This window comes from Bradyrhizobium sp. 18BD, assembly GCF_054185225.1.
In genome coordinates this window covers 54,323-81,209 of the sequence record NZ_JAVAYL010000009.1, presented here as the reverse complement: position 1 = coordinate 81,209, position 26,887 = coordinate 54,323, and the positions used below count along the sequence as shown (strand labels likewise).

Annotated in this window: 24 protein-coding genes; 8 read left to right on the top strand and 16 right to left on the bottom strand. The window is 65.4% G+C overall.

Translation table 11 applies throughout. The features are described 5' to 3' along the window. Positions 1-6: 6 nt before the first annotated feature. Both RAD16_RS17900 and RAD16_RS17895 read right to left on the bottom strand, forming a co-directional pair. Positions 7-2,640, bottom strand: a complete 2,634-nt coding sequence (locus RAD16_RS17900) for a spermidine synthase (RefSeq protein WP_458159214.1) — start codon at positions 2,638-2,640, stop codon at positions 7-9. 147 nt (positions 2,641-2,787) lie between these two features. Further along, positions 2,788-4,959, bottom strand: coding sequence for a TonB-dependent receptor (locus RAD16_RS17895; RefSeq protein WP_458159400.1), 2,172 nt, complete (start codon positions 4,957-4,959; stop codon positions 2,788-2,790). Positions 4,960-5,326: 367 nt separating this feature from the next. Between RAD16_RS17895 and RAD16_RS17890 the strand changes: the two genes are divergently transcribed. Beyond that, entirely contained in the window at positions 5,327-5,947 is a 621-nt protein-coding gene (locus tag RAD16_RS17890; protein WP_458159213.1) for a hypothetical protein, read from the top strand. A 196-nt stretch (positions 5,948-6,143) separates the two neighbouring features. Here the strand turns inward: RAD16_RS17890 and RAD16_RS17885 are convergent, their stop codons facing one another. From RAD16_RS17885 to RAD16_RS17835, 11 genes are all read right to left on the bottom strand, one after another. Further along, the gene (locus tag RAD16_RS17885; protein WP_458159212.1) at positions 6,144-6,431 is read right to left on the bottom strand and encodes a YciI family protein; all 288 of its coding nucleotides are present in this window, start codon (positions 6,429-6,431) and stop codon (positions 6,144-6,146) included. A 65-nt stretch (positions 6,432-6,496) separates the two neighbouring features. Next, positions 6,497-7,471 (bottom strand): sugar ABC transporter substrate-binding protein, encoded by a 975-nt coding sequence (locus RAD16_RS17880; protein WP_458159211.1) that lies wholly within the window; start codon positions 7,469-7,471, stop codon positions 6,497-6,499. 42 nt (positions 7,472-7,513) lie between these two features. Then, the gene (locus RAD16_RS17875; protein ID WP_458159210.1) at positions 7,514-8,491 is read right to left on the bottom strand and encodes an ABC transporter permease; all 978 of its coding nucleotides are present in this window, start codon (positions 8,489-8,491) and stop codon (positions 7,514-7,516) included. After that, a complete protein-coding gene (locus tag RAD16_RS17870; RefSeq protein ID WP_458159209.1) occupies positions 8,488-9,438 on the bottom strand; it encodes an ABC transporter permease in 951 nt (316 codons plus the stop codon). The genes RAD16_RS17875 and RAD16_RS17870 overlap by 4 nt, the downstream gene beginning before the upstream one ends. Next, a complete protein-coding gene (locus RAD16_RS17865) occupies positions 9,431-10,954 on the bottom strand; it encodes a sugar ABC transporter ATP-binding protein (protein WP_458159208.1) in 1,524 nt (507 codons plus the stop codon). Before RAD16_RS17865 ends, RAD16_RS17870 begins: the two co-directional genes overlap by 8 nt. Continuing rightward, on the bottom strand, positions 10,951-12,345 hold the full coding sequence (locus tag RAD16_RS17860; RefSeq protein ID WP_458159207.1) for an FAD-linked oxidase C-terminal domain-containing protein: 1,395 nt from the start codon (positions 12,343-12,345) through the stop codon (positions 10,951-10,953). Before RAD16_RS17860 ends, RAD16_RS17865 begins: the two co-directional genes overlap by 4 nt. A 57-nt stretch (positions 12,346-12,402) precedes the next feature. After that, complete coding sequence (locus RAD16_RS17855; protein WP_458159206.1) at positions 12,403-13,287, bottom strand: intradiol ring-cleavage dioxygenase; 885 nt, start codon at positions 13,285-13,287, stop codon at positions 12,403-12,405. A gap of 14 nt (positions 13,288-13,301) precedes the next feature. Then, a complete protein-coding gene (locus tag RAD16_RS17850) occupies positions 13,302-14,204 on the bottom strand; it encodes an NAD(P)-dependent oxidoreductase (protein WP_458159205.1) in 903 nt (300 codons plus the stop codon). A gap of 21 nt (positions 14,205-14,225) precedes the next feature. Further along, entirely contained in the window at positions 14,226-15,599 is a 1,374-nt protein-coding gene (locus RAD16_RS17845; protein ID WP_458159204.1) for an amidohydrolase family protein, read from the bottom strand. A 4-nt stretch (positions 15,600-15,603) separates the two neighbouring features. Next, positions 15,604-16,683 carry a maleylacetate reductase gene (locus RAD16_RS17840; RefSeq protein ID WP_458159203.1) on the bottom strand — a complete coding sequence of 360 codons (1,080 nt, stop codon included), beginning with the start codon at positions 16,681-16,683 and terminating at the stop codon, positions 15,604-15,606. Beyond that, entirely contained in the window at positions 16,680-17,003 is a 324-nt protein-coding gene (locus tag RAD16_RS17835) for a Dabb family protein (RefSeq protein WP_326898811.1), read from the bottom strand. The genes RAD16_RS17840 and RAD16_RS17835 overlap by 4 nt, the downstream gene beginning before the upstream one ends. Positions 17,004-17,110: 107 nt before the next feature. Here RAD16_RS17835 and RAD16_RS17830 point away from each other — a divergent pair, with 107 nt between their 5' ends. The 7 genes from RAD16_RS17830 (at position 17,111) to RAD16_RS17800 (ending at position 25,598) form a co-directional block, all read left to right on the top strand. Next, entirely contained in the window at positions 17,111-18,034 is a 924-nt protein-coding gene (locus RAD16_RS17830) for a LysR family transcriptional regulator (RefSeq protein ID WP_458159202.1), read from the top strand. Between the two features lie 13 nt (positions 18,035-18,047). Continuing rightward, positions 18,048-19,493: a xylulokinase gene (gene xylB, locus RAD16_RS17825; protein WP_458159200.1), complete on the top strand. Its 1,446-nt coding sequence runs from the start codon at positions 18,048-18,050 to the stop codon at positions 19,491-19,493. Between the two features lie 125 nt (positions 19,494-19,618). Continuing rightward, a complete protein-coding gene (locus tag RAD16_RS17820; RefSeq protein ID WP_458159199.1) occupies positions 19,619-21,142 on the top strand; it encodes a sugar ABC transporter ATP-binding protein in 1,524 nt (507 codons plus the stop codon). Further along, positions 21,135-22,175, top strand: a complete 1,041-nt coding sequence (locus RAD16_RS17815; RefSeq protein ID WP_458159198.1) for an ABC transporter permease subunit — start codon at positions 21,135-21,137, stop codon at positions 22,173-22,175. Before RAD16_RS17820 ends, RAD16_RS17815 begins: the two co-directional genes overlap by 8 nt. 101 nt (positions 22,176-22,276) lie before the next feature. Continuing rightward, a complete protein-coding gene (locus RAD16_RS17810) occupies positions 22,277-23,224 on the top strand; it encodes an ABC transporter substrate-binding protein (protein ID WP_458159197.1) in 948 nt (315 codons plus the stop codon). 171 nt (positions 23,225-23,395) lie between these two features. After that, a complete protein-coding gene (locus RAD16_RS17805; protein WP_458159196.1) occupies positions 23,396-23,863 on the top strand; it encodes a MarR family winged helix-turn-helix transcriptional regulator in 468 nt (155 codons plus the stop codon). Between the two features lie 46 nt (positions 23,864-23,909). Next, positions 23,910-25,598 (top strand): FAD-dependent oxidoreductase, encoded by a 1,689-nt coding sequence (locus RAD16_RS17800; RefSeq protein ID WP_458159195.1) that lies wholly within the window; start codon positions 23,910-23,912, stop codon positions 25,596-25,598. Between the two features lie 24 nt (positions 25,599-25,622). Here the strand turns inward: RAD16_RS17800 and RAD16_RS17795 are convergent, their stop codons facing one another. The 3 genes from RAD16_RS17795 to RAD16_RS17785 form a co-directional block, all read right to left on the bottom strand. Next, positions 25,623-26,132: an Lrp/AsnC family transcriptional regulator gene (locus RAD16_RS17795; RefSeq protein WP_458159194.1), complete on the bottom strand. Its 510-nt coding sequence runs from the start codon at positions 26,130-26,132 to the stop codon at positions 25,623-25,625. Positions 26,133-26,186: 54 nt separating this feature from the next. After that, entirely contained in the window at positions 26,187-26,339 is a 153-nt protein-coding gene (locus tag RAD16_RS17790; RefSeq protein ID WP_458159193.1) for a hypothetical protein, read from the bottom strand. A gap of 204 nt (positions 26,340-26,543) precedes the next feature. Next, on the bottom strand, positions 26,544-26,882 hold the full coding sequence (locus tag RAD16_RS17785; protein WP_458159192.1) for a hypothetical protein: 339 nt from the start codon (positions 26,880-26,882) through the stop codon (positions 26,544-26,546). Positions 26,883-26,887 lie beyond the last annotated feature (5 nt).

Below are 26,887 nucleotides of genomic sequence, written 5' to 3'. Positions count from 1 at the left end.
CGCTGATCACTCGTTTCTCAAGCCGAATTCCCGCAGCAGCAGGTCTCGTGCTTCGCGGCGCGACGGCGCCGCCTCGTTGATCTTACGCAGCAGGCGTGCGGCTGCCGCGCGGTCCGAGCCGAGCAGGGATCGCGCCATCCCCATCAGCGGCGCATAGGCCGGATCGAACTCGGGGCTCAGGCGAAGTGCGTCGATGAGGCCGGGCGATGCCAGCTCGATCAGCGCGGCGCCGCGCGGATCGCCCGGCAGGGACGCGCCGGCCTCGAGAAAGCGGTTGCGCGCGGCCCAATAGGCAGCGAGGCGCCCGCCCAGCGCCTCGCGATCGGCTGCGTGCGCGAGGAGCTCGTTCGGATCGGGGCGAATGTCTCTCGTGACGGCGAGCAGCAGCGACCAGGGGGCTGCCGTGAGCGCACGGACGTTGCGCCGCGCATCGAAGGTCACGAACGGATAGTCGTCCGTGTTGCGCGGGCCATCGCCGGCGAACGCGGAAAGGGCGCGCGGTCCCGCCAGATATTGGCCGAGGAGATCGATCGGTGCCTCGAACCCGAGCGGACGAACGACCGCTGCGGTCGCAGAATCACGAAGCCGCGCGGCGAGCGTCTCGGTGTCGAGACGGCCGCCATCCCGCGTCCCGATGAGTGCGAGCATTGGTGTGCGGACGCTGTAGTGATTGAGCCAGGCCGAGCCGTCGGGATAGACGTTCAGAAAGCCGCGGACGATCGCGCGCAGGGAGGGCAGGTCGAGCTGGTACAGCGGCAGCCATTGGCAAAAAATCCCCCTGGGCGCCAAGCGGCGTTTCACCGCTTCGAAATGCTCCACCGTATAGAGCGCGCCGCTGCCGTCGAGGGCGGGATGAAAGAGGTCAGCGATGATCACGTCATGCTGGCCCGTATCCGCCGCGACGTAGCGGCGGGCATCCGCCACGGTCACTCGCGGCATTGACGTGGGTGCCGGATTGAGGAACCAGGGCAGCAGCTCCACCACTTCGCGGGAGAGTTCGACACCCCGCGCGCTGACGCCCGGCATCTGCGCCCCGCCGACAATGGTGGCGCCGGTGCCGATGCCGAGGAACAAGGCGCTGTGGGGATCCCGGTGAAGCAGAAGCGGCAGCATCGCCTGCCGGTAATCGGATCGCGTCGAGCTCGTTCCGCCCATGCGGAAGTGCCCGTTGATCTCGAGATAGCGCGTGCCCGCGGCGTCATCGACGACGCTCGCCGTCGCCATCGGCCCTTCACGGACCGCCAGCAGCGCACCGCCTGCCGGCACGCGCGTCAGCGATGGCGCGGGATTGAGCCACAGGACGAGCACGGAGATCGCCGGTGCTGCGGACCACAGCAGCGCTGATCGGCCCGGCGGTAGCAGCAGCAGATAACCTACCGCAACGGCAAGCAGCGCCGTCCAAGCGCCAAGGGTCGGAATCAGGAACTGCGCCGCCAGCAGTGGCGCGATGCAGGCGCCAAGGGCGTTGATGCCGACCGCCGATCCGACCGAGCCGCGCTGATCGCTCACCCGTTGCGCCAGCAGACCGAACAGCGCGCCCATGGCGGTTGCAGGCACCAGGAACAGCGCGATCGCGACGGCCAGCTCACCGAATATGTCCGCAGGCGATATGGCCTCGACCAGGAGGCCGGCATACGGCGCAAGCACCGCGGTTACGACGCAGGCAAACGCCGTCAGGGCGAGCAGGCCGCGGAGATTTCCATCGTCTGCACCTCGCCCCGTTCGCTGCCAGAGCAGGCCCCCCGCCGCAGTGCCGAGCAGATAGGCTGCCAACAGGCCGGCGAAGGTGTAGACGGTGTCCTCCATGACCTGCGCGGCGAGCCGGACCACGAGGACCTCGAAGGCAATTCCCAGGAGTCCCGTGGCGAACAAGGTGATGGTGAGCCGCAAATCGCGAATTCGCTGCGGCCGCCTTTTCTCGGCATCAGCCTTGCCCGCCGCCGATCCGAGCGCGAGCGCGCCCAGCGCACAGAGCGCGTTGATGCCGGCGAGGCAGATCAGCGTTCCCGAAAATCCGAGCGCCGGAATCAGCAGAAATGTCGAGGCGAGGGTGCCGGCCAAAGCTCCGGCCGTATTCGCCCCATAGACGCCGGCCGTGACGCGGGCCTCGCCACGTGCGTCTCGCATCATCCGTTCCAGCGCGGCCAGGGTCCCGCCCATCGCTATCGTTGCCGGCAGCAACACAAGGGTCGGCAGCGCGAGGCTCCCGGCCCAGAGTAGCGCAGCGGACGGTTCGGTGCCGAGCAGGGGAGACAGTGCGCGGCCGGCCGCGGGCAGCAGCCAGACGCTGATCAGGCCCCACACGGCGATGACGGCTTCGAGCATCGCATAGACGCGCCATGGCGATGTCGCACGGCGGATCGGCCGATCGAGCGCGAATGCGCCCAGCGCAAGGCCGCCGAAGAACCCGGCAATGACGCCGAGCACCGCCATCATCTCGGTGCCGAGTGCCAGGCTCAACTGGCGCGTCCAGACGATCTCGTAGCCGAGGCCGGCGAAGCCCGACGCGGTCACGATCGGCACGAGAGCCCAGGCGCGGCGTGCCGCCTGACGCGTCCGCGCCGATGCGACCTCGTCCCGGACCGCGCCGTCGAACCGGTCGGCCGAAGCGATCGCCATGCTGTCCGGCTCAGATTGCATTCCCTCACTCCTGCTTCGAACGCGAACCGGCTGTGTGGGTCGCACCTGCACCGGTCGAGCCGGCGGTCTCGGCCGATCAGTGCATTTGCTCTATGTCAGATTTTTTCAGGATTTGTGACGGCCGGTCAGCGCCGGCAGTCGCTACGGTCAGAACCGTGCCGCCACCGTCAGCCGCACCGCGAGGGGCTCGGCCGGATGGACGTGACGATCGGCAACGCCGTCGATCGGCTCGCCCGGCAGGCGCGACAGATAGTAATATTCGATCTGGTTGGTCTGGGCGTTGAAGAGGTTGAGCACGTCGAGTTGAACCCGCAGGCCATTGTCGAATTTGTACCCGGCGCGCGCATTGAAGATCAGCGACGACTTCGAGCGGACGCTGTCGTCCTCGATGAGAGGGCGCGGACCGAAATAGCGCGCCTTGAGAGCGCCGAACCAGCCGGTGTCGCCGCCCAGCGTGATCGCGCTGCTGGCGACCCATGCCGGTGCGCCGGGGATGCGGGATCCGGCGGGGTCGAAATCGGTGAAACGCGCATGGGTCTGGGCGACGTCGAGATCGACCGTCATCCACGGCAACGGCTTGTACTGGTTCGTCCACTCCACGCCGACGCGGCGGCTGGGCCGGCTCGGCTCGGTGGTGCCGGCGTCGCCGACGAACAACAGCTCCGAGTCGAAATCGAGCACGAACACCGCCAGCGAGCTGGTGAGGCCCTCGATCACCTTGGTGCGGATGCCGAGTTCGGCACCGCGGGAGCGCACGAGCAGCGGCACGCGCTCGAGCGGGGTCGCCTTGTCGTTGGGATCGACGGTGATCGTCGCGCCGCGGATATCGTTGCTGTGCAGGCCGTAGCCGGCATTGCCGTAGAACTCGGTCTTGTACCAGGGGCCGAGCACGATGCCGGCCTTCGGGCTCGCCATCGACGCCTGCGCGTTGCCCGAATTCTCCGGCGTATCGCTGAAGACGTGTCCGGCGAAGAAATCCTCGCGGATGCCGACCGTGGTGCGCAGCCAGTCGTTCCAGCGCGTGGTGGTGTCGGTCCACAGGCCGACATTGCCCTCCTGCACGCGGTCATCGCGAACGGTCGAGAGCCATGATCGCTGCTCGGTCTTGAACAGGCCGACATGGATGTCGTCATAGCGGCTCTTTATGCCGACGCGGGTTTGCATTTCGAAGGCGGCAAAGCGCCAGTCGAATGTATGCCGCGCGTCAACGCCGCCGAGCGTACGCGCGTCGAGCTGGCTGAACTGGTCGCCGTTGACGGGGTTGTCGAGAAAGTAGGTGAAATTGTTGAACAGCCGCAGGTCGGATCGCACCACATAGGCGCTGACATTGGTCTGCCCATAGTCGCTCGACTGTGCCCAGTTGCTCGACAGGCTGAAGCGGCTGGAGGTGCCGCCATCGGTTGGATCGAGCGTGCCGAGCCGGTTGATCAGGCCCTGGTCGATCACGCGCTGCGGGACCTGGTCGGTCGAATTCCAGCCGTTGGAATAAGCCATCGCCGTCAGGGTCAGACCGTCGGTCGCGGTGCCTTGGCTATAGCGCAGGACGCCGTTCAGCTTGCGGACATCGTCGGGCACGTCCCACGGGCCGTCATACTTGTTGGCTTCGATCGCAGCCAGCAGCGTGCCCTCGCCAACCTTGGTCGATCCTGCCGCCAATGCGCGGCGATAGCCGAAACTGCCGAAGGTCATCTCCGCAAAATTGTTCGGCAGCTTGTTGACGTAGTCGATCGCCACGGCGCCGGCCGAGGCAAAGTCGCCCTGGTCGGCGAAGTACGGTCCCTTGCGGACGTCGACCGACTGGATCAGCTCGGGGATCAGGAAATTGATGTCGGCGTAGCCTTGCCCGTGCCCATGGGTCGGCATGTTGACGGGCATCCCGTCGACGCTGATCGCAAGATCAGTGCCGTGATCGAGATTGAAGCCGCGCAGGAAATATTGATTGGCTTTGCCCTCGCCGGAGTGCTGCGTCACGATCAGGCCTGGCACCACCTCCAGCGCCTCGCCGGGCCGCGAGAACGGTACTGCGTTCACCTCCTTGCCGCTGATGCGCGTTGCGCTGGCGGCGGTGGGTTGCAAGCCGGCCGCGCCGTCGGGCGCGGCGCCGCCCGCACCGCCGCCCTCGGTCGGACTGTCCGTGCGAGCCGCAGTCTGATTGCGCGCACCGGCGTTTTTCGGTGGCTTTTTGCGGGCGTGCCGATGGGGATGTGGATGGTCCGGCGCCGCAACGCTGATCGGTGGAAGCTCGCCGGGCGCGACCGCGCGCTCGTGGGCCGCCGTGGGAAGAGCAAACAGGGTGGACGATGCGGCGGCCGAAAACACCCTCAACAACGCCCCACGCACGACCACGTCTCCGTCCGACAATCAACCTCAGCAGGACCCACCGTATAGGGTGAGTATGACGATCGAGCAACAACATCATACTGGCGTCTGGCGGCAATCGAGAGGCCGCGGAGTGCCGGAAGCGCAATAGGCGGTGGAAACGTGGACGCGATGGCCGCCGCTTCGCACGGGTGTCACATGGGCGGCCGATAAGCCTTGCTCCCCCGGTTCTACGCACGGCGAGTCCCGCTTGTCGAACGCAGGTCCGGCTTTTCCTGACTGAGAATCTTGCGCGTTGCTGTCGCCGATGACGAGGACCATGAGAGGACATCGGGCGATACGGCGTCTCTCGGCGTGGCTCGTGCCCATGCTGGCGCCGTTGCTCGCCGTTTCCGTCCCGAGCTTCGCGCTACCCGCGGATTTCGCGGATGTCGATGTGCCAAGCTTCGCCGGGACGGGGCTCGACCGCCCCCTTGTGGATGTCCCCGCAGCATCAGTTCCGGCTGTGAATCCTGGCGTGCGATTGCCGTCTTCTGTCCCGCGGGAGGCGATGAAAGGCAATCCACTCTGGACGGTCCCACTCGCAACACTGTCGGAGACTGGCGAACGCCCGATCTTTTCGGCCTCGCGGCGGCCGCCGCCACCCGCAGTCTCGGCATCTGCGGCAAACGCGCCACCGCCACTGCCGCCACCCGTCCAGCAAGCGGAGCTGCACCTGGTGTTGGTCGGAACCGTTATCGGCGGTGATCAGAGCATCGGGATCTTCTTCGACGAGAACAGCAAGGCCACACTGCGCCTCAAGCTCGACGCCGACTATCAGGGCTGGCAACTTCGTTCAGTGCATCGCCGGGAGGTGATCATGGCACGCGGTGAACTGACCGAGACGTTGGAGCTGACGAAATCACCCGATGGTGTCTCCGCAATCGGAGCGGCAGTTGCGGAAAGTAAGGCGACGCGAGGCAGCTCGCACACCGCGCAGTACGACTGACTGACCCAGTCGCCGCGTTCGTCACATCATCGGGGGATGATTGCATTCTGCTCCTGTTTTGCCCGACGAGTCAACGTCGCTCGCCGGTGCGAAATTCGCTAGTCGAAACAACCCCCATTCTACTGTGCATGGGGTTGTTTTCGCGTTTTTGGTTTGGCCTCAGCCTTTTTTGGTTTGGCTTCAGCCTTTTTGAGCCTCAGCCCTGGCGGCGCAGGAAGCCCGTGATCGTGACCTTCTCCCAGATGCCGGCGGCGGCGAAGGGATCGGCGCGGTTGAAGGCTTCGGCTTCCGCACGACTGGGGGCTTCGATCAGGAACAAGCTTCCGATCATGGTCGCGCCGTCGTCGGAGACCAGCGGTCCCGACATCACGATCTTGACGCCGAACGGCGAGGTGTCGCCAAGGAAAGTCTTGTGCGCGTCATAGTTGGCGAGCCGGGTGGGAAGCGCGCCGGCGCGGTCGACGGCGTGGATGGCGAAAAGCATTGTGTCTCCATTTTTGTCAAGACGGCCGCGACCGCGGCCGTCCGTGTTCGTCGTGATGAGTTAGCCTACTTGGCGCCGAGCTTGCCGGCTTCCTCGAAGGTCGGGCAGGAGCGCTGCTCCAGCGGCACGTCGAACGGCTGGTAATTGTCCTTGGTGATGACGGTGGGCTTCAGCACGATCTCGTTGATAACAGGCTGATTGCGCAAGGAGCGAACCGCCATCATGGTGCCGAGGCAGCCCTGCGCAAAGCCGTTGTAGTCGCCGCTCGCGAGCAGCTTGCCGGACTTGATGGCGTCGATCGCTTCCTTGGTGCCGTTGATGCCGATCACCTGGGCCTTACGATTGGCGCCGTCGAGTGCCTCGATCGCACCGACCGCCATGGCGTCATTGGCGGCGAGCACGCCGTCGATCTGCGCGTTCGACTGCATCAGGTTCTCCATCACCTGGAGCGCCTGCAGCCGTTGATAGTTGCCGGGCTGCGAGGCCAGCAGCTTGGCGCCGGGGGTCTCTTTCAGCGCGTCGTTGAAGCCGCGGACGCGGTCGACATTGGTCAGCGAGCCCTTGACGCCCTCGATGATGACGATGTTGCCCTTGCCGCCCAAGGTCTTGAGCAGGAAGCGGGCAGTCTCGAGCCCGAGGCTGTAATCGTCGGCGCCGACGAAGGAGAGGAACTTGCCGCCCGCCGAGCGGTCGGTGATGTTGACGACCGGGATCTTGGCCTCGTTGATCTTCTCGACGCCCGGCACCATCGCCTTGTAGTCCACCGGCGTGAACACGATCGCGCTCGGCTTCTTCACCACCACGTCCTCGATCTGGCTGAGCTGTTCGGGGATCGAATCCGGCTTGGTCGGGATGTATTGCAGCGTCTTCGCGTTCAGCGCCTTCGCCATGTTGTCGGCGCCGACCCGCACCGTCTGGAAGAACGGGTTGGTCTGGTTCTTGGTGAAGACGGCGATGGTCTCGCCGTCGGCGCGCGCCTGCGTGGTGAACGCACCCGCCATCAGCAGCGGTAGCGCGAGATAGCCCAGTTTCTGTTTCATGTTGCCTCCATCCCTCATTTTGCTTGTTGGATTTCTAAGAGCTCATTGCGCGCGGCGGCGGGTCTTCATGTCCAGCCAGACCGCGAGAATGACGATGATGCCTGTCACCAGCGGCTGCCAGTTGGCGCTGACCGAGAGCAGATTCATGCCGTTCAGCACCAGCGTCAGGATCAGCGCGCCGATGAAGGTGCCGAACACGGTACCGACGCCGCCGAACAGCGAGGTGCCGCCGATCAGCACGGCCGCGATTGCCGGCAGCGTCAGGCTTTCGCCGATGTCGGCTTCAGCCGAATTGAGTCGCGACAGGAAGATGATCGAGGCGAGCCCCGCCATGGTGCCTGAGACCGCGTAGACCAGCAGCAGGCGCCGCGCGACCGGAATGCCGGAGAGCCGTGCCGCGACCGGATTCGCGCCGATCGCGTAGATCTCCTGGCCCCAGATCGTCCGCTGCGCAAACAGCGTCCCGATGCCGAGGAACACCAGCAGCAGATAGACCGGGATCGGCAGACCGAACAGATAGCCGCTGCCGATCTGGCGGAAGCCTGTGGGGAAGCCGTGAAGCGTTTCGCCCGCCATGTACCAATAGGTGAGGCCGTTCAGCACCCAGAGCATGCCATAGGTGGCAATGAAGGAGGGGATGCGCAGCGCCGTGACCATGATGCCGTTGAGAAGGCCGACGATGCCGCCGCAGGCAAGCCCGGTGAGGATACCGAGCGCCGGCGAGCCGGTCTTGTGGATCACGGTGCCGGCGATGCAGGCCGACAGCGCCACGTTGGCGCCGACGGAGAGATCGAGGCCTGCGGTCAGCACCACCAGCGTCAGGCCCGAGGCGATGAAGAAGGTGAGGCTCGCTTGCCGGAGCACGTTGAGGATGTTGCCGAGGCTCAGGAAGGAATCGCTGAGCACGGCGAGCACCGCGCAGATCAGCAGCGCCGCGAGCAGGCGATAGAACACCTGGATCGCGTCTTGCGACAGGAACGAGCGGGACGGCATCATCGCCTCTTTGGAGATGTCGGTCATGCGCGGCTCCTGAGGCCGTCGAGGAACAGGGCGACGATGACGAGGACGCCGACGCTTGCGACCTGCACAGAGGATGGCAGCGAGATCAGGTTCAGCCCGTTGCGCAGCACGCCGACCGCGAAGACGCCGAGCACGGTGCCGAGCAGCCAGCCATTGCCGCGCTCGAACGAGGTGCCGCCGACGGCGACGGCAGCAATCGCGTCGAACTCGAGGCCGAGGCCGGCGGTGGGATGGCCAGAATTCATCCGCGCGGTCATCAAGAGGCCCGCGATGCCGGCCATCGCGCCGCCGATCGCGTAGACCGCGATCAGCAGCTTGTTCGGCGAGAGACCTGCATAGCGCAGCGCCTCGCGATTGCCGCCGAGCGCAAAGATGTAGGTGCCGAAGCGGGTGTGATAGAGCAGGCCGTGGAAGGCGGCGTAGGTCACGAGTGCCATCACGATCGGCACAGGAATGCCGAGCAGCGTCGATGAATAGATGTCGCGCACGCTGTGGGGGATACCGACCACACTCTGACCGTCGCTGACGATCAGCGACAGACCTTGCGCCATGCCGAGCGTTCCCAGCGTCGCGACGAACGGCGGGATACCGAGGATCGCAACCAGCCAGCCGTTGACGACGCCGAAGGCTGCGCCGACGAGCAGACCGGCCCCAAGGCCTAGCAGCATCGAATGGGTCGCGAGCGACACGATCGCGACGCAGAGCGAGGTCAGCGTCAGCACCGCACCCATCGACAGGTCCAGTCCCTCCGTCATGATGATCAAGGTCATTGGCAGCGCGAGCATGGTCAGGATTGTCGACTGCACCAGCACGTTGGAGAGGTTGGCGACCGAGAGGAAGCCGGGCGCGATCGCGCTGAACAACGCGATCAGCAGCACCAGCACGATGGCAACGCCGGGAATGCGCTGCAGCGGATTGGGTTGAGAAACGACCGCGGCCTCACGCATGATGCATCCCCAGTCGCACGATGTTCTCCTCAGTCAGTTCGTTGCGCGCCAAATGCCCGGCGATGCGCCCCTCGCGCATCACATAGGCGCGGTCGCAGACATGGCAGATCTCGACCTGCTCGGATGAGATCATCAGCGCCGCGGCGCCTTCGGCCACCAGGCAGTCGATCAGCGCAAAGATCTCAGACTTGGCGCCGATGTCGATGCCCCGCGTCGGCTCGTCGAAGATGAAGAGCTTTGAGCCGGCCGCCAGCCATTTGCCGATCACGACCTTCTGCTGGTTGCCGCCCGAGAGCAGGCCGACGGTCTGACGCGCGCTTGGGGTCGCGATCCGGAGCTGCCGGATCAGGCCGTCGGAAGTGCGCTGCGCACTGCGCTGGTCGAACAGCCCGCTCGGGAACAGCTTTTTCAGCGCCGACACCACCAGATTGTCGCCCACTGACCGGAGCAGCGCGAGGCCTTCGCTCTTGCGGCTTTCCGGGATCAGCGCGATGCCGCGGCGGGCGGCGAGATCCGGCTCGCCGGAAATGCTCTTGCCATCGAAGATGATCTCGCCGGAACTGACGGGATCGGCGCCGAAGATCGCGCGTGCGACTTCGCTGCGGCCGGAGCCGACCAGGCCGCAGAGGCCGACGATCTCCCCCCGGCGCACCTCGATGTTGATGTCAGCGATGCCGGTCGACGCCGACAGGCCCTTGACCTCGAGCAGCAGCTCGCCGGGCTTGTCGGCAAAGTTGCGCGGATAGGTCATGTCGACGTTGCGGCCGACCATCATGCGAACGAGTTGGTCCGGCGTGACATCGGCGGGCTTGACGCCGTCGATGCGGCGCCCATCGCGCAGCACCGTGATGCGGTCGCCGAGCGCGAACACCTCGGCCATGCGGTGGGAGATGTAGACGATCGAGACGCCGTCGGCCTTCAGCCGCGCGATCAGCGCGAACAGCAGCTCGGTCTCGCGATCGGACAGCGCCGCGGTCGGCTCGTCCATGACGAGGATGCGCGCATTCTGGCTGATCGCTTTGGCGATCTCGACCATCTGTTGCTGCGCGACGCCGAGCTTGTCGACGGTGGTGGAGGGGTCGATGTCGAAGCCAATGGTGTCGAGCACGCGCTTGGCGTCAGCCAGGATTCGGCGGCGGTCGATGGTGCCGGGGATGCGGCCCTTCGGCTCGCGGCCGAGCAAGATGTTCTGGGCGATGTCGAGATAGGGGACCAGCGAGAATTCCTGGAAGATCACGGCAATGCCGAGCTTCTGCGCATCCGCAGTCGAGCCGATCGCGACCTTGTCGCCCTTGTAATAGAACTCGCCGGCATCGGCGCGGTAAGCGCCGCACAGCACCTTCATCAGGCTCGATTTGCCGGCGCCGTTCTCTCCCAACAGCATGTGGACTTCGCCGGGGTAGACCGCAAAGGACACGTCATCCAGCGCCTTGACGCCGGGGAATTCCTTGCTGATACCGCGCAGCTCCAGCAGCGGCGTGGGCGAGGTGACTTCGATCGGGAGCGCGTCGCTCATGCCCTGGCTCCGCTGGCAAAAATCTTTCCGGGGTTCATCAGTCCATTCGGATCGAGCGCGGTCTTGATCGATAGCATCACGTCAACTGCTTCGCCGAGTTCGTCAGCGAGATAGTCGATCTTGCCGAGCCCGATGCCGTGCTCGCCGGTGCAGGTGCCGTCCATGGCGATGGCGCGGGCGACCATGCGGGCCTGCAGCGCCTTGGCGCCCTCAGTCTCCTCGGGCTTTGCCGGGTCGATCAGGATCAGCATATGGAAATTGCCGTCGCCGACATGGCCGACGATCGGCGCTGTAAAGCCGTGTTCGTCCGCATCGCGCCGCGTCTCGGTCAGGCACTCCGCGAGGCGCGAGATCGGCACGCAAACATCGGTGATCACGGCACGTGCACCGGGCCGAAGGCCCAGGCCCGCATAGAGCGTGTTGTCGCGGGCGTGCCAGAGCCGGCTGCGGTCTTCCGGCGCTTTCGCCCAGGCAAAGCCGTGGCCGCCATGGTCGGCGGCGATCGCCTGCGCGGCCTCGGCCTGCTCGGCGACGGAGCTCTCGGAACCATGGAATTCGAAGAACAGGGTGGGCGCCTCGCGATAGCCGAGCTTGGCGTAGGCGTTGATGCCGCGCATCATGACGTCGTCGAGCAGCTCGATGCGCGCCACTGGGATCGCCGACTGAATCACAGAGATCGCGGTGTCCACGGCATTGTGCAGGGTGTCGAAGCTGCAGACCGCGGCCGAGATCGCCTGCGGCACGGGGTGTACCTTCAGCGTGATCTCGGTGATGACGCCGAGCGTGCCTTCCGCGCCGACGAACATGCGCGTCAGATCATAGCCGGCGGCCGACTTCCGTGCGCGCTTCGCGGTGCGGATGATGCGGCCGTCGGCCAGCACCACCTCGAGCGCCATGACATTGTCCTTCATGGTGCCGTAGCGCACTGCCATGGTGCCGGAGGCGCGCGTCGAGGTCATGCCGCCGATCGAGGCGTCGGCGCCGGGGTCGATCGGAAAGAAAAGTCCGGTATTGCGCAGCTCCGCATTGAGTTGCTTGCGGGTGATGCCGGGCTGCACCACGACATCCATGTCGCTATCGTGAACGCTGAGCACCTTGTTCATGCGCCCGAAGTCGAAACAGACACCGCCTGCGACCGCCGCCGCGTTACCTTCAAGCGAGGTCCCGGCGCCGAACGGAACGATCGGCATGCCCGCGCTCGCGCACAGCTTGACGATCTCTGCGACCTCCTGCGTGGTCTCGGGGAACACGACGATATCGGGCGGCAAGTTGCGATAATGCGACTCGCTCTGCCCATGTTGATCGAGCACGCCGCGCGCAACGCTGGCGCGCGGGCCGATCATGCCGGTGAGGCGTTCGGCCAATATGCTTGTGCTGACCCGCGGTCCCATCCTTGGCTCCCGTCTGCTCCCTGTCGCCGGACTCTGCTGGTCCGTCGCCGCTTCAGCTTAGGCGGCCCTCGCGTTGCTCGCGACTTGCCTCAGGCCGAAATCGTAATTGAGGTGAAAATAATCGTTGTCGACCATGCGACCATCCGGCGCACGGCCGGCGGGATGCCGGACGAATTCGCGGATCAGGCTGTCCTTGACACCGAACACCACGTCAGAGTCGAGATATTTGTCGCCGGCGACGAACACGTGCGTCACGAGCTGCTCGAAGCCGGGCGCCGAGATCATGAAGTGGACATGCGCAGGGCGCCAGGGATGGCGGCCCTGGACCTCCAGCATCTCGCCGACAGGGCCGTCATGCGGGATCGGATAGGCGGCGGGCTTGATCGACCAGAAATGAAAGCGGCCATTGGCATCGGTGTGGAAGCGCGCGCGCATCGCGAGATCGCCGATGTCGTCGAGCTGCTGCACGTCGTAATAGCCGTCATCGTCGGAGTGCCAGACATCGACGGTGGCGCCCGCCAGCGGCTTGCCGTCGACGGTCGAGACCGAGCCGGTCACCAGCATCGGATCGCCCTCCATCGGGCCGGAGATGTCGGCGCCGCTGTCCTTCTCGGGCGCCGCCTGCACGAAGAACGGGCCGAGCACCGTGGTCTCGGTCGCGCCCTCCGGCACCGGATGGTTGATCGCATCGACCAGCATGGAGACGCCGAGCGTATCCGACAGCAGGATGAACTCCTGGCGCTTGTCGTCGCACATGTGCCCGGTGCGGGTCAGGAAGTCGATGCCGTATTCCCATTCTTTCTGGGTCGGCCGTACCTCACGCACAAAGGCATGCATGTGGCGCACCAGCGCTTCGCTGACCTGCTTGATACGCGGATCGATCGCGTCCTTGATCCGCTCCAGCACCGCGTCGGTGATCGTGTTCTCGTTGAAGTTACGCATCTTGATCTCCGCGATCAGAGTTTGGGTTCGTCAAGCCCGGACAACCGTTCCAGGTGCTTGACCGTCGCGATGAAGTCGGTGTCGCCATCACCCTGCGCGACCAGCGAGCCATAGGTCTCGCGCACTTGGGCTGCGAGCTGAAGCGGCACGCCGACGGCGTGGCCGGCACCCAGGATGAGATCGAGGTCCTTGGCCATCTGCTTGCAGGAAAAAGTGGACTCGAAATCACGCGTGCGCAGCGGCGCGGTCTTGTATTTCACCATGGGGGAAGCGACCGCGCTGTCGTCGAGCACCTTCAAGATGTCCTGCCAGGCGATGCCGCCCTTGCGCGCCAGCGCCAGGCTCTCCGCCATCATTGCGGCCGACACCGCGATCATCAGATTGACCGAAAGTTTGGCGTAGCGCGCCTCCTCGGCCGGTCCGAGATAGGTCTGGGCGCGGGTGAAGGCGGTGAACAGCGGTTTTGCGTTCTCGAAGGCGTCCTTCGGCCCCGAGACGAAGCAGGTCAGGGCGCCGGTGTGAACGATGCTGGCATTGCCGGAGACCGGCGAACGAAGGTAGGCGATCCCGCGCACCTGTGCCGCAGCCGCAACTTCGGTGGAGGCCTCGACGCTCACAGTGCTGGTTTCGATCAAGACGGCTCCGGGCGTCATCGCGGCGATAAGGCCGGCAGGGCCGAGCAGCGCGCCACGCAAGGCTGTATCGTCGGGCAGGGACGTCACGACCGCGGCCTTGCCGCCCACGGCTTCGGCCGGCGAAGCGGCAATCGAAATGCCCTGCGCGCGTGCCTCGCTGATGCGCGTAGCGCTCTGGTCGTACGCGGTCACGGCGTAGCTGGCCTTAGCGACGAGCACGGACATCGGCAGGCCCATCTTGCCGATCCCGATGAAAGCGACGTTCCTTGCAGTGTCTGTCATTGCTCTTGTCCGTAGGCGCCTTCAGGCGGCGCGTCCTTGTCGTTCGATGTCCTGCACCAGCCGCTGGCCGGATTGCGCCAGCAGCTCTTTCTTTGTCTCCAGTCCTTCGACCAGCAGCCGTCCGTTCCGTTTCTTCCACGTGCCGCCGATCATGACGGCCTCGATATTGGCGAGGCTCGTCTGCATCACGACGGTCGCGACGGGATCGTGCACCGGATGGAGATTGAGATCGGAGGCGTTGATGACCACGAGGTCGGCGAGCTTGCCCGGCGTCAGCGAGCCGATCTGGTGCTCGCGGCCGAGCATGCGCGCGCCTTCGGTGGTGATCCAGCGCAGCGCCTCGCGCACGGGGATCGTGGTCGTCGCCGGAATGGTGCCGCTGACTTTACGCGACTCCGCATTGTCGAGCGCCCGCTGCATCGACAGCGCGACGCGCGCGACGGAGAGGAGGTCGCCGGCCAGCACCGACTCAAGATCAATGCCGATGGTCGGCCGCACGCCGCGCTTGAGCAGGCGGCCGGTGATCGGAAAGCCGTGGCCCTGGATCATCTCATTCTCGGGCGTGACGGAGAAGGAGACGCCGAGATCGACGAGGCGATCGAGCAAATCATCAGGCAGATCGTTGCCATGGACAATGTTGATATGGTGCCCGACCAGGCCGGCCTCGATCAGCTTATCCCAGCGGCCAGGCGTCTTGGCCGGACCGCCGCCTTGATGCATCGATGCGATCAGGTTGAGTTCGCGCGCTAGGCGGAAGTCGTGCATGGCGACATCGAGCGTCGAATAGTGCGGCCCGAGGATCGCAAGCCCGAGCGTAACGAGTCCGTCGCGATCGGCGAGGGGGCCGGCCAGCAGCCGCTCGACCTCGCGGCGCGGATGCGGGATCTCGGAGAAATGCGGCTGGCCCGGTTTCGGCTCCGGCTTGGGCGAGCCGTGGAAGAAGGCGGCGCGGATGCCGCTCTCGATCAGACCGCGCACGGCCGCGTCGGTGTGATCGGGCGTTGGATTGTTGTGGCACCAGTCGACCAGCGTGGTGGTGCCGCAATTGATCTGGTTCAGCGCGCCGACGAGGGTCGCGATGTGAATATCTTCAGGCCGGAACACGGTAGCGAGCCCGGCATGCATGCGGCGGAAATATTCCAGCAGGGTCCAGTTGGCGGCATAGCCGCGCAAGGCCGTCTGCCAGGTGTGCATATGCGCGTTGATCAGGCCGGGGATGACGATGCGGTCCTTACCGTCGACGATCTCGGTCTCGGCCGCGCCGCTGCCGAGGTCGATCGACGGACGCACGTCGACAATGTGACCGCCCTCGACCAGCACATCGCCGGTGCTGAGGTCGCCGATCGCGTCATCCATGGTGATGACGGTGGCCGATCTGATCAGCGTGCGCCGCATCGTCTCACGCCGCCGCTTTGACGGCGCCGGGCGGCTCGCCGGCCCAGGCGCGCGCGATCAGGTCGCGAATGGCATTGCGCTCCAGCGGGCGCGGGTTCCAGTAGGCATTGGTGACGGCGAGATCTGCCGCCTTGTCGATGCCGCTCTCGGGCATGCCGACATCGCGCAACGCGACCTTTGCGCCCAGCCGTTTGGCGAGTTCGAAAAGTCCCTGCGATGCATCGGCCACGCCGATCGCGCGCGAGATGCGCGCCATTGCCTCCGGCACGGCCGGTGCGTTGTAGGCGAGCGCATGCGGCAGCACGATCGTGTGCGTTTCGGCATGCGGCAGATCGAACGTGCCGCCGAGCGTGTGGCAGAGCTTGTGATGCAGCGCCATGCCGACGGTGCCGAGGCAGACGCCGCACAGCCAGGCGCCATAGAGTGCTTCGGTGCGGGCCTCGCGGTCGTCGCTCTTGGCGGCAATGGCGGGCAGGGCGCGGGCGAGGGCGCGGATGCCTTCTTCCGCCATCAGCGATGTCACGGGATTGGTGTCGCGCGCATAGAGCGCTTCCACCGCATGCGCGACCGCATTGATGCCGGATGTCGCGGCCAGACTCGGCGGCAGCGTCAAGGTGAGATCGACATCATAAATCACGGTCTCCGGCAGCACGGACGCATCGCGCACTGTGGTCTTCAGGCCATTCTCGGTCTGGCCGACGATCGGCGTCATCTCCGAGCCGGCATAGGTGGTGGGGATGCAGAGCTGGTTGACGCCGGTGCGCAAGGCCAGCGCCTTGCCGAGGCCGGTGGTCGAGCCGCCGCCGAGCGAGACGACGCAATCGGCCTCGCAGACCTTCATCGCCGCGAGCGCGCGCTCGGTGACGTCGACCGGCGTGTGCATGGTCGCGCCCGGAAAGATGCCGGCATAGAGCGGGCCGAGCGCGGTTCCGAGATTCTTTCCTTGCGCCTCCTGCTGTGGCGTCGTCAGCACCAGCGCCCGCTTGCCGCCGAGCCGCTCGACCTCGGCCTTGGCGCTAGCCAACGTTCCGCTGCCGAACACAACGCGGCAGGGCAGGTTTTCAAAGGTGAACGAACCGATCATGCGCCGGTCTCTTTGATGGGATAATCGACCTGGAAGCGCCCGATCCGCAAGTCGCCCAGTGCCTCGCGGACGCGCAAATGTTCGGGGTGGTTGGCATAGGCCGCAAGCGCGGCCTGATTGGTGAACTCGGAGAACAGCACCACGTCGCAGGCGTAGTCGACCGCGCTGACGTCCATGCCGACTTCGATATGGGTGAGGCCGTCGATCCGCCCCTTGAGGCCCTCGAACAGGGTTTTGACCTTGACCCGGGCGGCGGACCGCTCCTCGGGGGTCTCCCCGCGCAGCCGCCACATCACGATGTGCCTGATCGGGCCCGACATTTCCTGATTTCCTCGCCTGCCATTGTGCTTTGTTGATGCCATTTTGCCTTGCAGAAATCGGAAATAAAGGTCAATCTTCGTAAGTCTCTTTTCCTCTTTCTGCAAAAATGGACCGGCTGTTACAACTCGAAGTCTTCTCTAAAACCGCCGAGCTCGGCAGCCTGTCCAAGGCCGCCGAAATCCTGCGGATGTCGAACGCGGCCGCCAGCCGCCATCTCAGCGCGCTGGAGGAGCGGCTCGCAGTCCGGCTGATCGAGCGCAACACGCGCCGGCAATGGCTGACCGAGGCAGGGCAGGAGCTTTTGCAGCGCTGCAGCACGCTTCTGAACGAACTCGCCGAAGCCGAGGATGCCGTTTCCGACCGCGCGTTGTCGCCGAAGGGTATGCTGCGCGTCACGTCTTCGCTGTCCTTCGCGATGATTTATCTCGCGCCGATGTTGCCGGACTTCCGCGCGCTCTATCCCGATCTCAGCGTGCAGATCATCAGCGCAAACCGCTATCTGGACTTCATCGAGGCCGGCATCGATGTCGCGATCCGCACGCGCGAGCACGAGCCGGATTCCAATATCGTCGTCCGCCGCATCGGCCAGATGCACCGCGTGCTCGCGGCTGCTCCGTCATATCTTGAGAAGCACGGCCGGCCGGAGCAGCCCGCCGATCTCGCCCGCCACAACATGCTGATCTACAATCTCGCCAACGATCCCTATTCGCTGCGGCTGAGCAAGGGCAGCACGACGCAGACCATCCGGATTGCGCCGACGCTCGACAGCAATGACGGCCAGATCATCTGCGGCGCCGCGCGTGCCGGGCTCGGCATCCTGATCCAGCCGCTCTACATCGTGCAGAGCGATATCGCGGCCGGCCGGCTGGTGCCGGTACTGATGGGCTGGGAGCTGCCGCTGCTCACCATGAACATCGCCTATCAAAACCGCGTCAGGCTGCCCGCCAAGATCAGGGTCTTTTCCGACTTCCTGGTCAGCTATATTCGCGAGCAGTCACAGCCGGGCATCTGGATCGACGCGGCAAAGTGAGCGGAGAGCATCCATGTATCTCGGCATCGATCTTGGGACCTCCGCGGTCAAGACCGTTCTCGTCGACGATGCGCAACGCGTGATCGCAAGCGAGAGCCGACCGCTTGTGACGGCCTCGCCGCTATCAGGCTATTGTGAGCAGGACCCCGCTCAGTGGATCGATGCGACATTCGCCACGCTGGACGCTCTGAAGGCGAGCCATGCCGGTGCGTTGGCGGCCGTCGAAGGCGTCGGACTGTCCGGTCAGATGCATGGCGCCACGCTGCTCGATGCGAGCTTGAGGCCGCTCCGGCCTTGCATCCTCTGGAACGACGGACGCGCGGCCGCAGAGTGTCGCATTCTGGAACGACGCTGGCCCGCCTTGCGGGCGACCACGGGCAACAAGGCGATGCCGGGGTTCACGGCGCCGAAGCTGCTCTGGATCGCAACGCACGAGCCCGAAACATTTGCGGCGACCAAGCTCGTTCTGATGCCAAAGGCCTATTTGCGCCTGGTGCTATCAGGCGAGGCCGTCGAGGACGCCTCGGATGCATCGGGATCGCTGTGGCTCGACGCCGCGCGCCGGAATTGGTCCGACGCCGCGCTGGCAGCGACAGGCCTATCACGCGCTCACATGCCGCGCCTGGTCGAGGGATGCGCGCCCGCATCAATGCTACGCAGCGAGCTCGCCCAGCGTTGGGGCATGCGCAGGCAGCCGGTGATCGCGGGCGGCGCCGGTGACAATCCGGCGGGCGCCGTCGGCATCGGCGCGATCCGGCCTGGAACAGCATTCGTGTCGTTGGGAACTTCGGGCGCCTTGCTGGCGCCGACCAGCGCCATCGCCGCCAACCCGGATCGCGCGGTGCATACATTCTGTCACGCCATTCCCGGCATGTGGATCCAGGCCGGTGCGATTCTCTCGGCCGCCTCCTGCCTCGCCTGGATCGCGCGCCTGTTTGGCGCCAGCGAGGCCGAGTTGCTGGCGCCGCTTGGATCGCACCCGCGGGCGCCGTCGCCGGTGAGCTTCCTGCCTTATCTCGCCGGCGAGCGGACGCCGCATGACGATCCCTACGTCCGGGGGATGCTCGATGGCTTGAGCCATGGCACCGATCGCGGCACGATCGTGCAGGCCGTGCTCGAAGGCGTCGCCTTCGCGCTGGCCGATTGTCGCGACGCACTTGCCGACGCCGGCATTGCGATCGCGGAGGCCGATGCCATTGGCGGAGGTTCGCGGTCCCCGTTCTGGCTCTCGGTGCTGGCGAGCGTGCTGAATGTTCCAATCCATCGTTTTGCCGGAGGTGAAGCCGGCGCGGCGTTCGGTGCGGCGAGATTGGGGCGGCTTGCTGTCACCGGAGAGGCGGTCGCCGCCGTGTGTACGCGGCCGCAGCGCATCGAGACGTATGAACCGGACGCCGGACTGGTCGATGCCTATGTCGAACGGCTTCCCGCCTGGCGCGAACTGTATCGGCCGCGCCACTAGCTTCGCCTCGACGTCGCATTTGTGCCTGTTCGGTATTGCCCTGTGCTGCGGCCTTTTGTTTAATGCGTGAACCGCGCTGACAAGAGAGACGCGGTTAGGAAACGCATTGTGCGTCGGGAGGCACGATGGACGATCCGGTCCTCGAGATGCGCGGGGTCTCGAAATCCTTCTTCGGCATCAAGGCGCTGCGTGCCGTCGATCTCACCGTCTATGCCGGCGAGATCCATGCTTTGATGGGAGAGAATGGCGCCGGCAAGTCGACGCTGATGAAGATCCTGTCCGGCGCCTACCGGCCTGATCCCGGCGGCGAGGTCCGCATCGAAGGACATCCGGTTCGGATCGAAGGTCCGCTCGGCGGCCGTGCGGCGGGCATCTCCATCATCTATCAGGAACTGTCGTTGGCTCCCAATCTCAGCGTTGCCGAGAATATCTATCTGGGACGGGAGCTATCGCATGCGGGCTTGCTGGCGCGCGGCGAGATGCGTGAGGGCGTCGGGCCTATCCTGAAGCGGCTGGGCGCGGACTTCCTGCCGTCGACGCTGGTGGCGCACCTGTCCATGGGACAGCGGCAATTGGTCGAGATCGCCCGGGCGCTGCACGCCAGATCAAAAATCCTGATCATGGACGAGCCGACAACCTCGTTGTCCGCCGCCGAAAGCGAGCGGCTGTTCGCGCTGATCCGCCAGCTTCGCTCCGAGGGGCTCGCCATCATCTACATCTCGCATCGCATGGACGAGGTCTACGCGCTCGGCGACCGTGTCACCGTGCTGCGCGATGGCCGGCTGGTCGGCTCGCTCGACAAGCAGGACATCCGCGCCGACGCCATCGTCCGCATGATGGTCGGACGCGATGTGTCGTCGTTCTACAAGAAGGAACACGATCCCGAAGCGGGACGCGGACACCCGGTGCTCGCGGCGATCGGCATGGCTGACGGGCACCGCGTCAAGGGCTGCTCGCTCACCGTGCATGCAGGCGAGGTGGTGGGGCTCGCCGGCCTGATCGGCGCCGGTCGCACCGAGCTTGCGCATCTCATCATCGGCGCGGCGCCGAAGACTGCCGGCCGCCTCGAGCTGGAGGGACGCCCGATCGACATCCGCACGCCGGGCGAGGCGCTCGAGGCCGGCATCGCGTACCTGACGGAAGACAGGAAGGCGCTCGGCTTGTTCCTCGACATGTCATGCCTGGACAACATCAATCTCGCCGTGCTCGGGCGCGATGCGAAGCTCGGCTGGATCCTGGATCGCGACAAGGCGCGTGCGCGCGCCGAGCGGGCCTTCGCGGGGCTCAGCATCCGCGCAGTCAATGTCGGCGTCGCCGCCGGTGGCCTGTCCGGCGGCAACCAGCAGAAGGTGCTGCTGTCGCGGCTTCTCGCCATTGCGCCGAAGGTCCTGATCCTGGACGAGCCGACGCGCGGCGTCGACGTCGGCGCCAAATCGGAGATCTATTCGATCATCGATAATCTGGCCAAGGCCGGCACCGCGATCCTCGTCATCTCGTCCGATCTGCCCGAGATCATCGGCATCTGCGACCGCGTCGTCGTGATGCGTGCCGGGCACATCGCCGGCGAAGTCACGCGCGGCCCGAATTCGCCGCTGGCGCAGGAAGACATCATGGCGCTTGCCACGGGGATGGAGCATCTCGATGCCTGACAATGGTGCTTCCGAGGCCCGTTCCACCCCGATGGCGACCAATGGTGCCGCAGCAGAGACGAAGCGTCAGCAGGTGAGGATGCTGATCAGCGCGCTCGGTATGTTGCCGGTGCTGCTGATTCTCTGCATCGGCTTCCACTTCCTGTCCGAGGGCCGCTTCTTCACCGGACAAAATCTCGGCATCGTGTTGCAACAAGCCGCGGTGAACACCGTGCTCGCCGCCGGCATGACCTTCGTCATCCTCACCGGCGGCATCGACCTGTCGGTCGGCTCGATCCTGGCGGCCTCCGCGATGGCCGGGCTGACGATGTCCAAGCTGCCGGAGCTCGGCATGCTGTGGCTGCCGGCTGCGCTGCTTACCGGCCTTGGCTTCGGCGTCGTCAACGGCGCGCTGATTGCGCTCCTGCGCCTGCCACCTTTCATCGTCACGCTCGGCTCGCTCACCGCCGTGCGCGGCCTGGCGCGACTGCTCGGGGCCGACACGACCGTGTTCAATCCGTCGATTCCCTATGCGTTCATCGGCAACGGCTCGCTGACGCTTATTCCCGGCGTCGCGTCGATCCCGTGGCTCTCGGTTATCGCCTTGCTTGTCATCCTCATTTCCTGGCTGGTGCTGCGCCGGACCGTGCTCGGCGTGCACATCTATGCGGTGGGCGGCAATGAAAGCGCGGCACGGCTTGCCGGCATCAAGGTCTGGGCCGTGCTGATCTTCGTCTATGGCGTCTCGGGACTGTTCGCGGGGCTCGGCGGCGCCATGCAGGCGGCGCGCCTCTATGCGGCCAACGGTCTGCAGCTCGGCCAGTCCTACGAGCTCGATGCGATAACCGCCGTGATCCTGGGCGGTACCTCGTTCGTCGGCGGCATCGGCTCGATCTGGGGCACGCTGGTCGGTGCGTTGATCATCGCGGTGCTGTCGAACGGCCTGATCCTCATCGGCGTCTCCGATATCTGGCAATATGTGATCAAGGGCCTCGTGATCATCGGCGCCGTGGCGCTCGACCGTTACCGCCTGCAAGGGTCGGCCAGAACGTGAAAGGCCCGGCGCGCAGCCGAGTGCGCGTGGCCTGATGCGATGTTCCGTTGCGGCAACTGGTCTGCCGTGCCGGGGATGAAGACAGACCAGGGAGGAAGCCAATGTTGAAGACGATAACGCTCGCCGGCGCTGCCATGGCGCTCGCCCTAAGCACCGCGCCGTCCTTCGCCAAGGAGCTCAAGTCGATCGGCGTCTCGCTCGGTTCGATGGGCAACCCTTTCTTCGTCGCGCTGTCGAAGGGCGCCGAGTTCGAGGCCAGGAAGACCAATCCCAATGTGAAGATCACGGCGGTCGGCTTCGAATACGATCTCGGCAAGCAGGTCACCCAGATCGACAATTTCATCGCTGCCGGTGTGGATCTGATCCTGCTGAACCCGGGCGATCCCAAGGCGATCGGGCCGGCGATCAAGAAGGCGCAGGCGGCAGGCGTCGTTGTCGTCGCGGTCGACACCGCGGCTGAAGGCGCCGATGCCACCGTGACGACCAACAACGTGCAGGCCGGCGAGATCTCCTGCCAGTACATCGTCGACAAGTTGGGAGGCAAAGGCGACGTCGTCATCGAGAACGGGCCGCAGGTCTCCGCTGTGATCGATCGCGTCGTCGGCTGCAAGAACGTCTTCTCGAAGAACCCCGGCATCAAGGTGTTGTCCAGCGACCAGGACGGCAAGGGCTCGCGCGAAGGCGGTCTCAACGTGGCGCAGGGCTATCTGACCCGCTTCCCTAAGATCGACGCCATCTTCGCCATCAACGATCCGCAGGCGATCGGCACTGATCTTGCGGCGCGCCAGCAGGGCCGCAGCGGCATCATCATCACTGCGGTCGACGGCGCGCCCGACATCGAGGCGGCGCTGAAGGATCCGCAGTCGCCGCAGATCCAGGCCTCCGCTTCGCAGGACCCGTTCTTCATGGCGCGGCGGGCCGTGCAGGTCGGCGTCGGCATTCTCAATGGCCAGAAGCCGGCATCCACCGTCGAGCTCTTGCCGTCCAAGCTCGTGACCAGGGACAATGTCGCCGAGTACAAGGGCTGGACCTCGGACCGCTCGCAGTAAGGCGTCGTCCGCCACAGAGACCACTCCAACACGCCATGGTTGGCGGCGTTTTGATCCACGCCGCCTGCCTTTCATAGCCGCCAAGACACGCCGAGCTGCCGTAGGAGCGCGCGGGGCGGCTCTTGTGTTAGCCTTGCACGATCTCGATCGGTCGATTCGGAAGCAGATCCATTGAAAGCCAGGACATCCGGCACGGCGTGGCGGCATGCCAATATCGGTCGGCTGCTCAACAACGCCGTGCGCCGCTTCGAAGGCCGCGTGCTCGAACTGATGAGCGAGAAGGGCCACGACGAGACGCGCATCGCGCATGTCAGCCTGACCCGCAACCTCGACGTGGAGGGGACGCGGCTCACCGAGCTTGCCCGCCGTGCGTCGATGAGCAAGCAGGCGATGGGCGAGCTGGTCGATCAATGCGCCGAGCTCGGTCTCGTCGATCGCATCGCCGATCCGACCGACCGGCGCGCGCGCATCGTCATGTTCACGCCGGCCGGGCGCAAATGGCTCAATGCATTCCGCGACGCAGTCGACGTCGCCGAGCAGGAGATGCGTGCCGAGCTCGGCAAGCCCGCGATGGACGCGATCCTGAGGGGGCTGGCGGCCTATGGCGAGAGATACGACACGCTCGACGATCGCGATTAGTCAGGTTACTTGACGATTTAGTCATGGAACCTTACCATGCAGGATAATGCTGGTAGGGAGAAGCGTCGTGGAAAACCGTCTGACCGCCTCGGTGCTCATCGTGGGCGGGGGGCCATGCGGGCTGATGCTGGCCAACGAGCTCGGCCGTCGCGGCGTCTCCGCGATCCTGGTCGACGAGAAGCCGGGCACCGCATTCAATCCGCAAGCCAACGCGACCCAGGCGCGCTCGATGGAGCATTATCGTCGGCTGGGCTTTGCCGACGAGATCAGGCGCGAAGGCCTGTCCGCCGATTATCCGACCGACGTCGCGTACTTCGCCCGTTATGCTGGTTACGAGCTGGCGCGCTTTGCGCTGCCCTCATCGTCACGCGCGGGCGAGCTCATCAAGGGCATGTCCGGCTCCTGGAGCGCGGCGGAGCTGCCGCATCGGGTCTCGCAGAAATATGTCGAGGCGGTGCTGCGCCGGCATGCCGAGCGGCTTTCCGGAATAGGCCTCAACTACGGCCATCGGCTGCACGGCTACGTTGAAGGCGATGACGGCATCGTTGCCGAGATCGAACGTCTCGATGATGGCCATCGCTTCCAGGTCCGGGCCGGCTTCCTGGTCGGCGCCGACGGGCCGCGCTCGATGGTCCGGCAATCGCTCGGCATGGTCTATGGCGGCGAGACGGGCACGCAGCGCGATTTCATGGGTGGTCGCATGCTGGCCGTCTATCTCCGTGCGTCCGATTTCTATGTGAGCATCCCGCACGCCAAGGCGTGGATGTACAATTGCTTCAACGGCGACCGCCGCGCCTTCATGGCATCGGTGAACGGCCGCGATGAATTCGCCTTCCACACCCAGCTTCGGCCGGGTGAAGACGAGAGCGCGATCACGGTCGACGAGGCCAGGGCCGCGTTCCAGCGTGCCTGCGGCGCGCCGATCGATTGCGAGGTGCTGTCATTCCTGACCTGGACCGCCGGCCACGCGCTGGTCGCGAACGGCATGCAGCGGGGCAGGGTCTTCCTCGGCGGCGATGCAGCGCATCTGTTCACGCCGACCGGCGGGCTCGGCTACAACACCGCGATCGAGGATGCGGTTAACCTGGGCTGGAAGCTTGCAAGTGTTGTCAAGGGCATCAGCCCGGCCGCGCTGCTTGACAGTTACGAGGTCGAGCGGCGTCCGGTGGCGCTGCGCAACACCGATTATGCGCGGCGCTTTGCCGACTCCCTTGGTCTGTTCGCGCCCGCGCCGGAGATCGAGCACGACACTGACGAGGGCCGCGAGGCGCGGCGGGCGGCAGGCGTCTATCTCGAACAACACGCCCGCGCCGAATTCAACATCCCCGGCGTCACTTTCGGCGGACGTTACGACGGCTCGCCGATCATCGTGTCCGATGGCAGCACGCCGCCGCCCGATGCCGCGAACGTCTACGTTCCGAGCGCCTGTCCCGGCGGCCGCGCGCCGCATGCGTGGCTGGAGGACGGCGTGTCCTTGTACGATCTGTTCGGGTTCGAATGGACGCTGCTCCAGTTCGGCGAGGTCGCGTCGGCTCACGCTCCGCTTGCCGAGGCCGCTCGCACGCTCGGGGCCGAGGTGAAGCTCGTCACGCTGCCGGGATCACTGCGCGCGCTCTATGAGGCCGACCTCGCCCTGATACGTCCCGACCAGATCGTGGCCTGGCGCGGCAACGCATCGCAGGCCGAAACGATCGGACACGTCCTTGGCCGCGCTATCGGTAAATTCGTCGCGTGATGTTGGCTCGCCGTGCGTTGGCATTTATTCCACCGCGACCGGTGGGATCGGCAGCGCCGTGATCGATTTGATCTTCTCCATCGCGAAGCGCGAAGTGACGTTCTTGAGCGGGACGGCGTGGATCAGCTTCTTGTAGAACACGTCGTAGCTCTGCATATCGGGGATCACGACGCGCAGCATGTAGTCGACATCGCCGGCCATTCGGTAAAATTCCATCACCTCGGGCATGGCGCGGACCGCCTCGGCGAAACGCTTCAGCCACGCATCGGAGTGATCCGCGCTCTCCACGGAAACGAACACCGAAAGGCCAAGCCCGATCTTGTTCTGGTCGACCAGCGCAACGCGCTTGAGGATGACGCCGTCGGCTTCCAGCCGCTGAATGCGCTTCCAGCACGGGGTGGACGACAGACCGACCCGGTCGCCGATCTCGGCCACCGAGAGCGAGGCGTCCTCCTGTAGCACCGTCAGGATCTTGCGGTCGATGGCATCGAGGCGGCGGCCGGTCTCGGCGAGCTGCAGCGCAGCGTCGGTCATGTCTTGTTACCTTTGTGTCAGGGAAGGCGCAGGGCTGGCACTTGCGCGGAATTTTCAGCCGTGAGGCCCGAACAGGAAGATCTCGTAAAGGTCGTCCTGCGGGGTGTCCGGGCCGCCTGTCTGCGGCCGCAGCGAGCGCTGGAACCATCCGCGTGCCTGTTCGATCAAACGAACGACGCCTGACTGCAGCGAGATGACGTAGCTCATGTTCACTCCGGACAACGGTGTAGGGCGAGAACCCCGAAAAGCTATCACGGCGGGGATGGCGTTGAACATTGCTACACGCTCGTCGGAATCAGTTTGGTTGAATCGTGCTGGCCTCGTCGCCAGCGCGGTTGGAAAATTCCACAGCGTTTGGCGGCGATGGATGATTTTAATGTCCGTTTTCGGGACAAAGGCATGGTTGGGCTGCTAGTCGGCCGTCAGGAGCGCGAGCACGTCGGCATGCCGGAGCTGCGCTACGGAACCGAGGTTCGGTGGCCTGCGACAGGATGCCGATTTTGGATAAAGCATGGGCATGCCCATCCCTACGCTCATGCCTGCGAACGCTGCAGATAGCAGCGCCCGTTCCGTCTGCCCGTGCAAATGCGCGCCCGTCATGACGCCCAGTGCGAAGAGGAAGGTGAGCAGCAGGACTCCCGGGAAGATAAAGGCCTCGCGGATGCGGAGCCGGTCCGTCACCGCCCGCGCGTCGATCGCGCGCTGGGCAACGGAACGGCGGCTGGCCCATTCCAGCGTGAACTCGAACATACGTT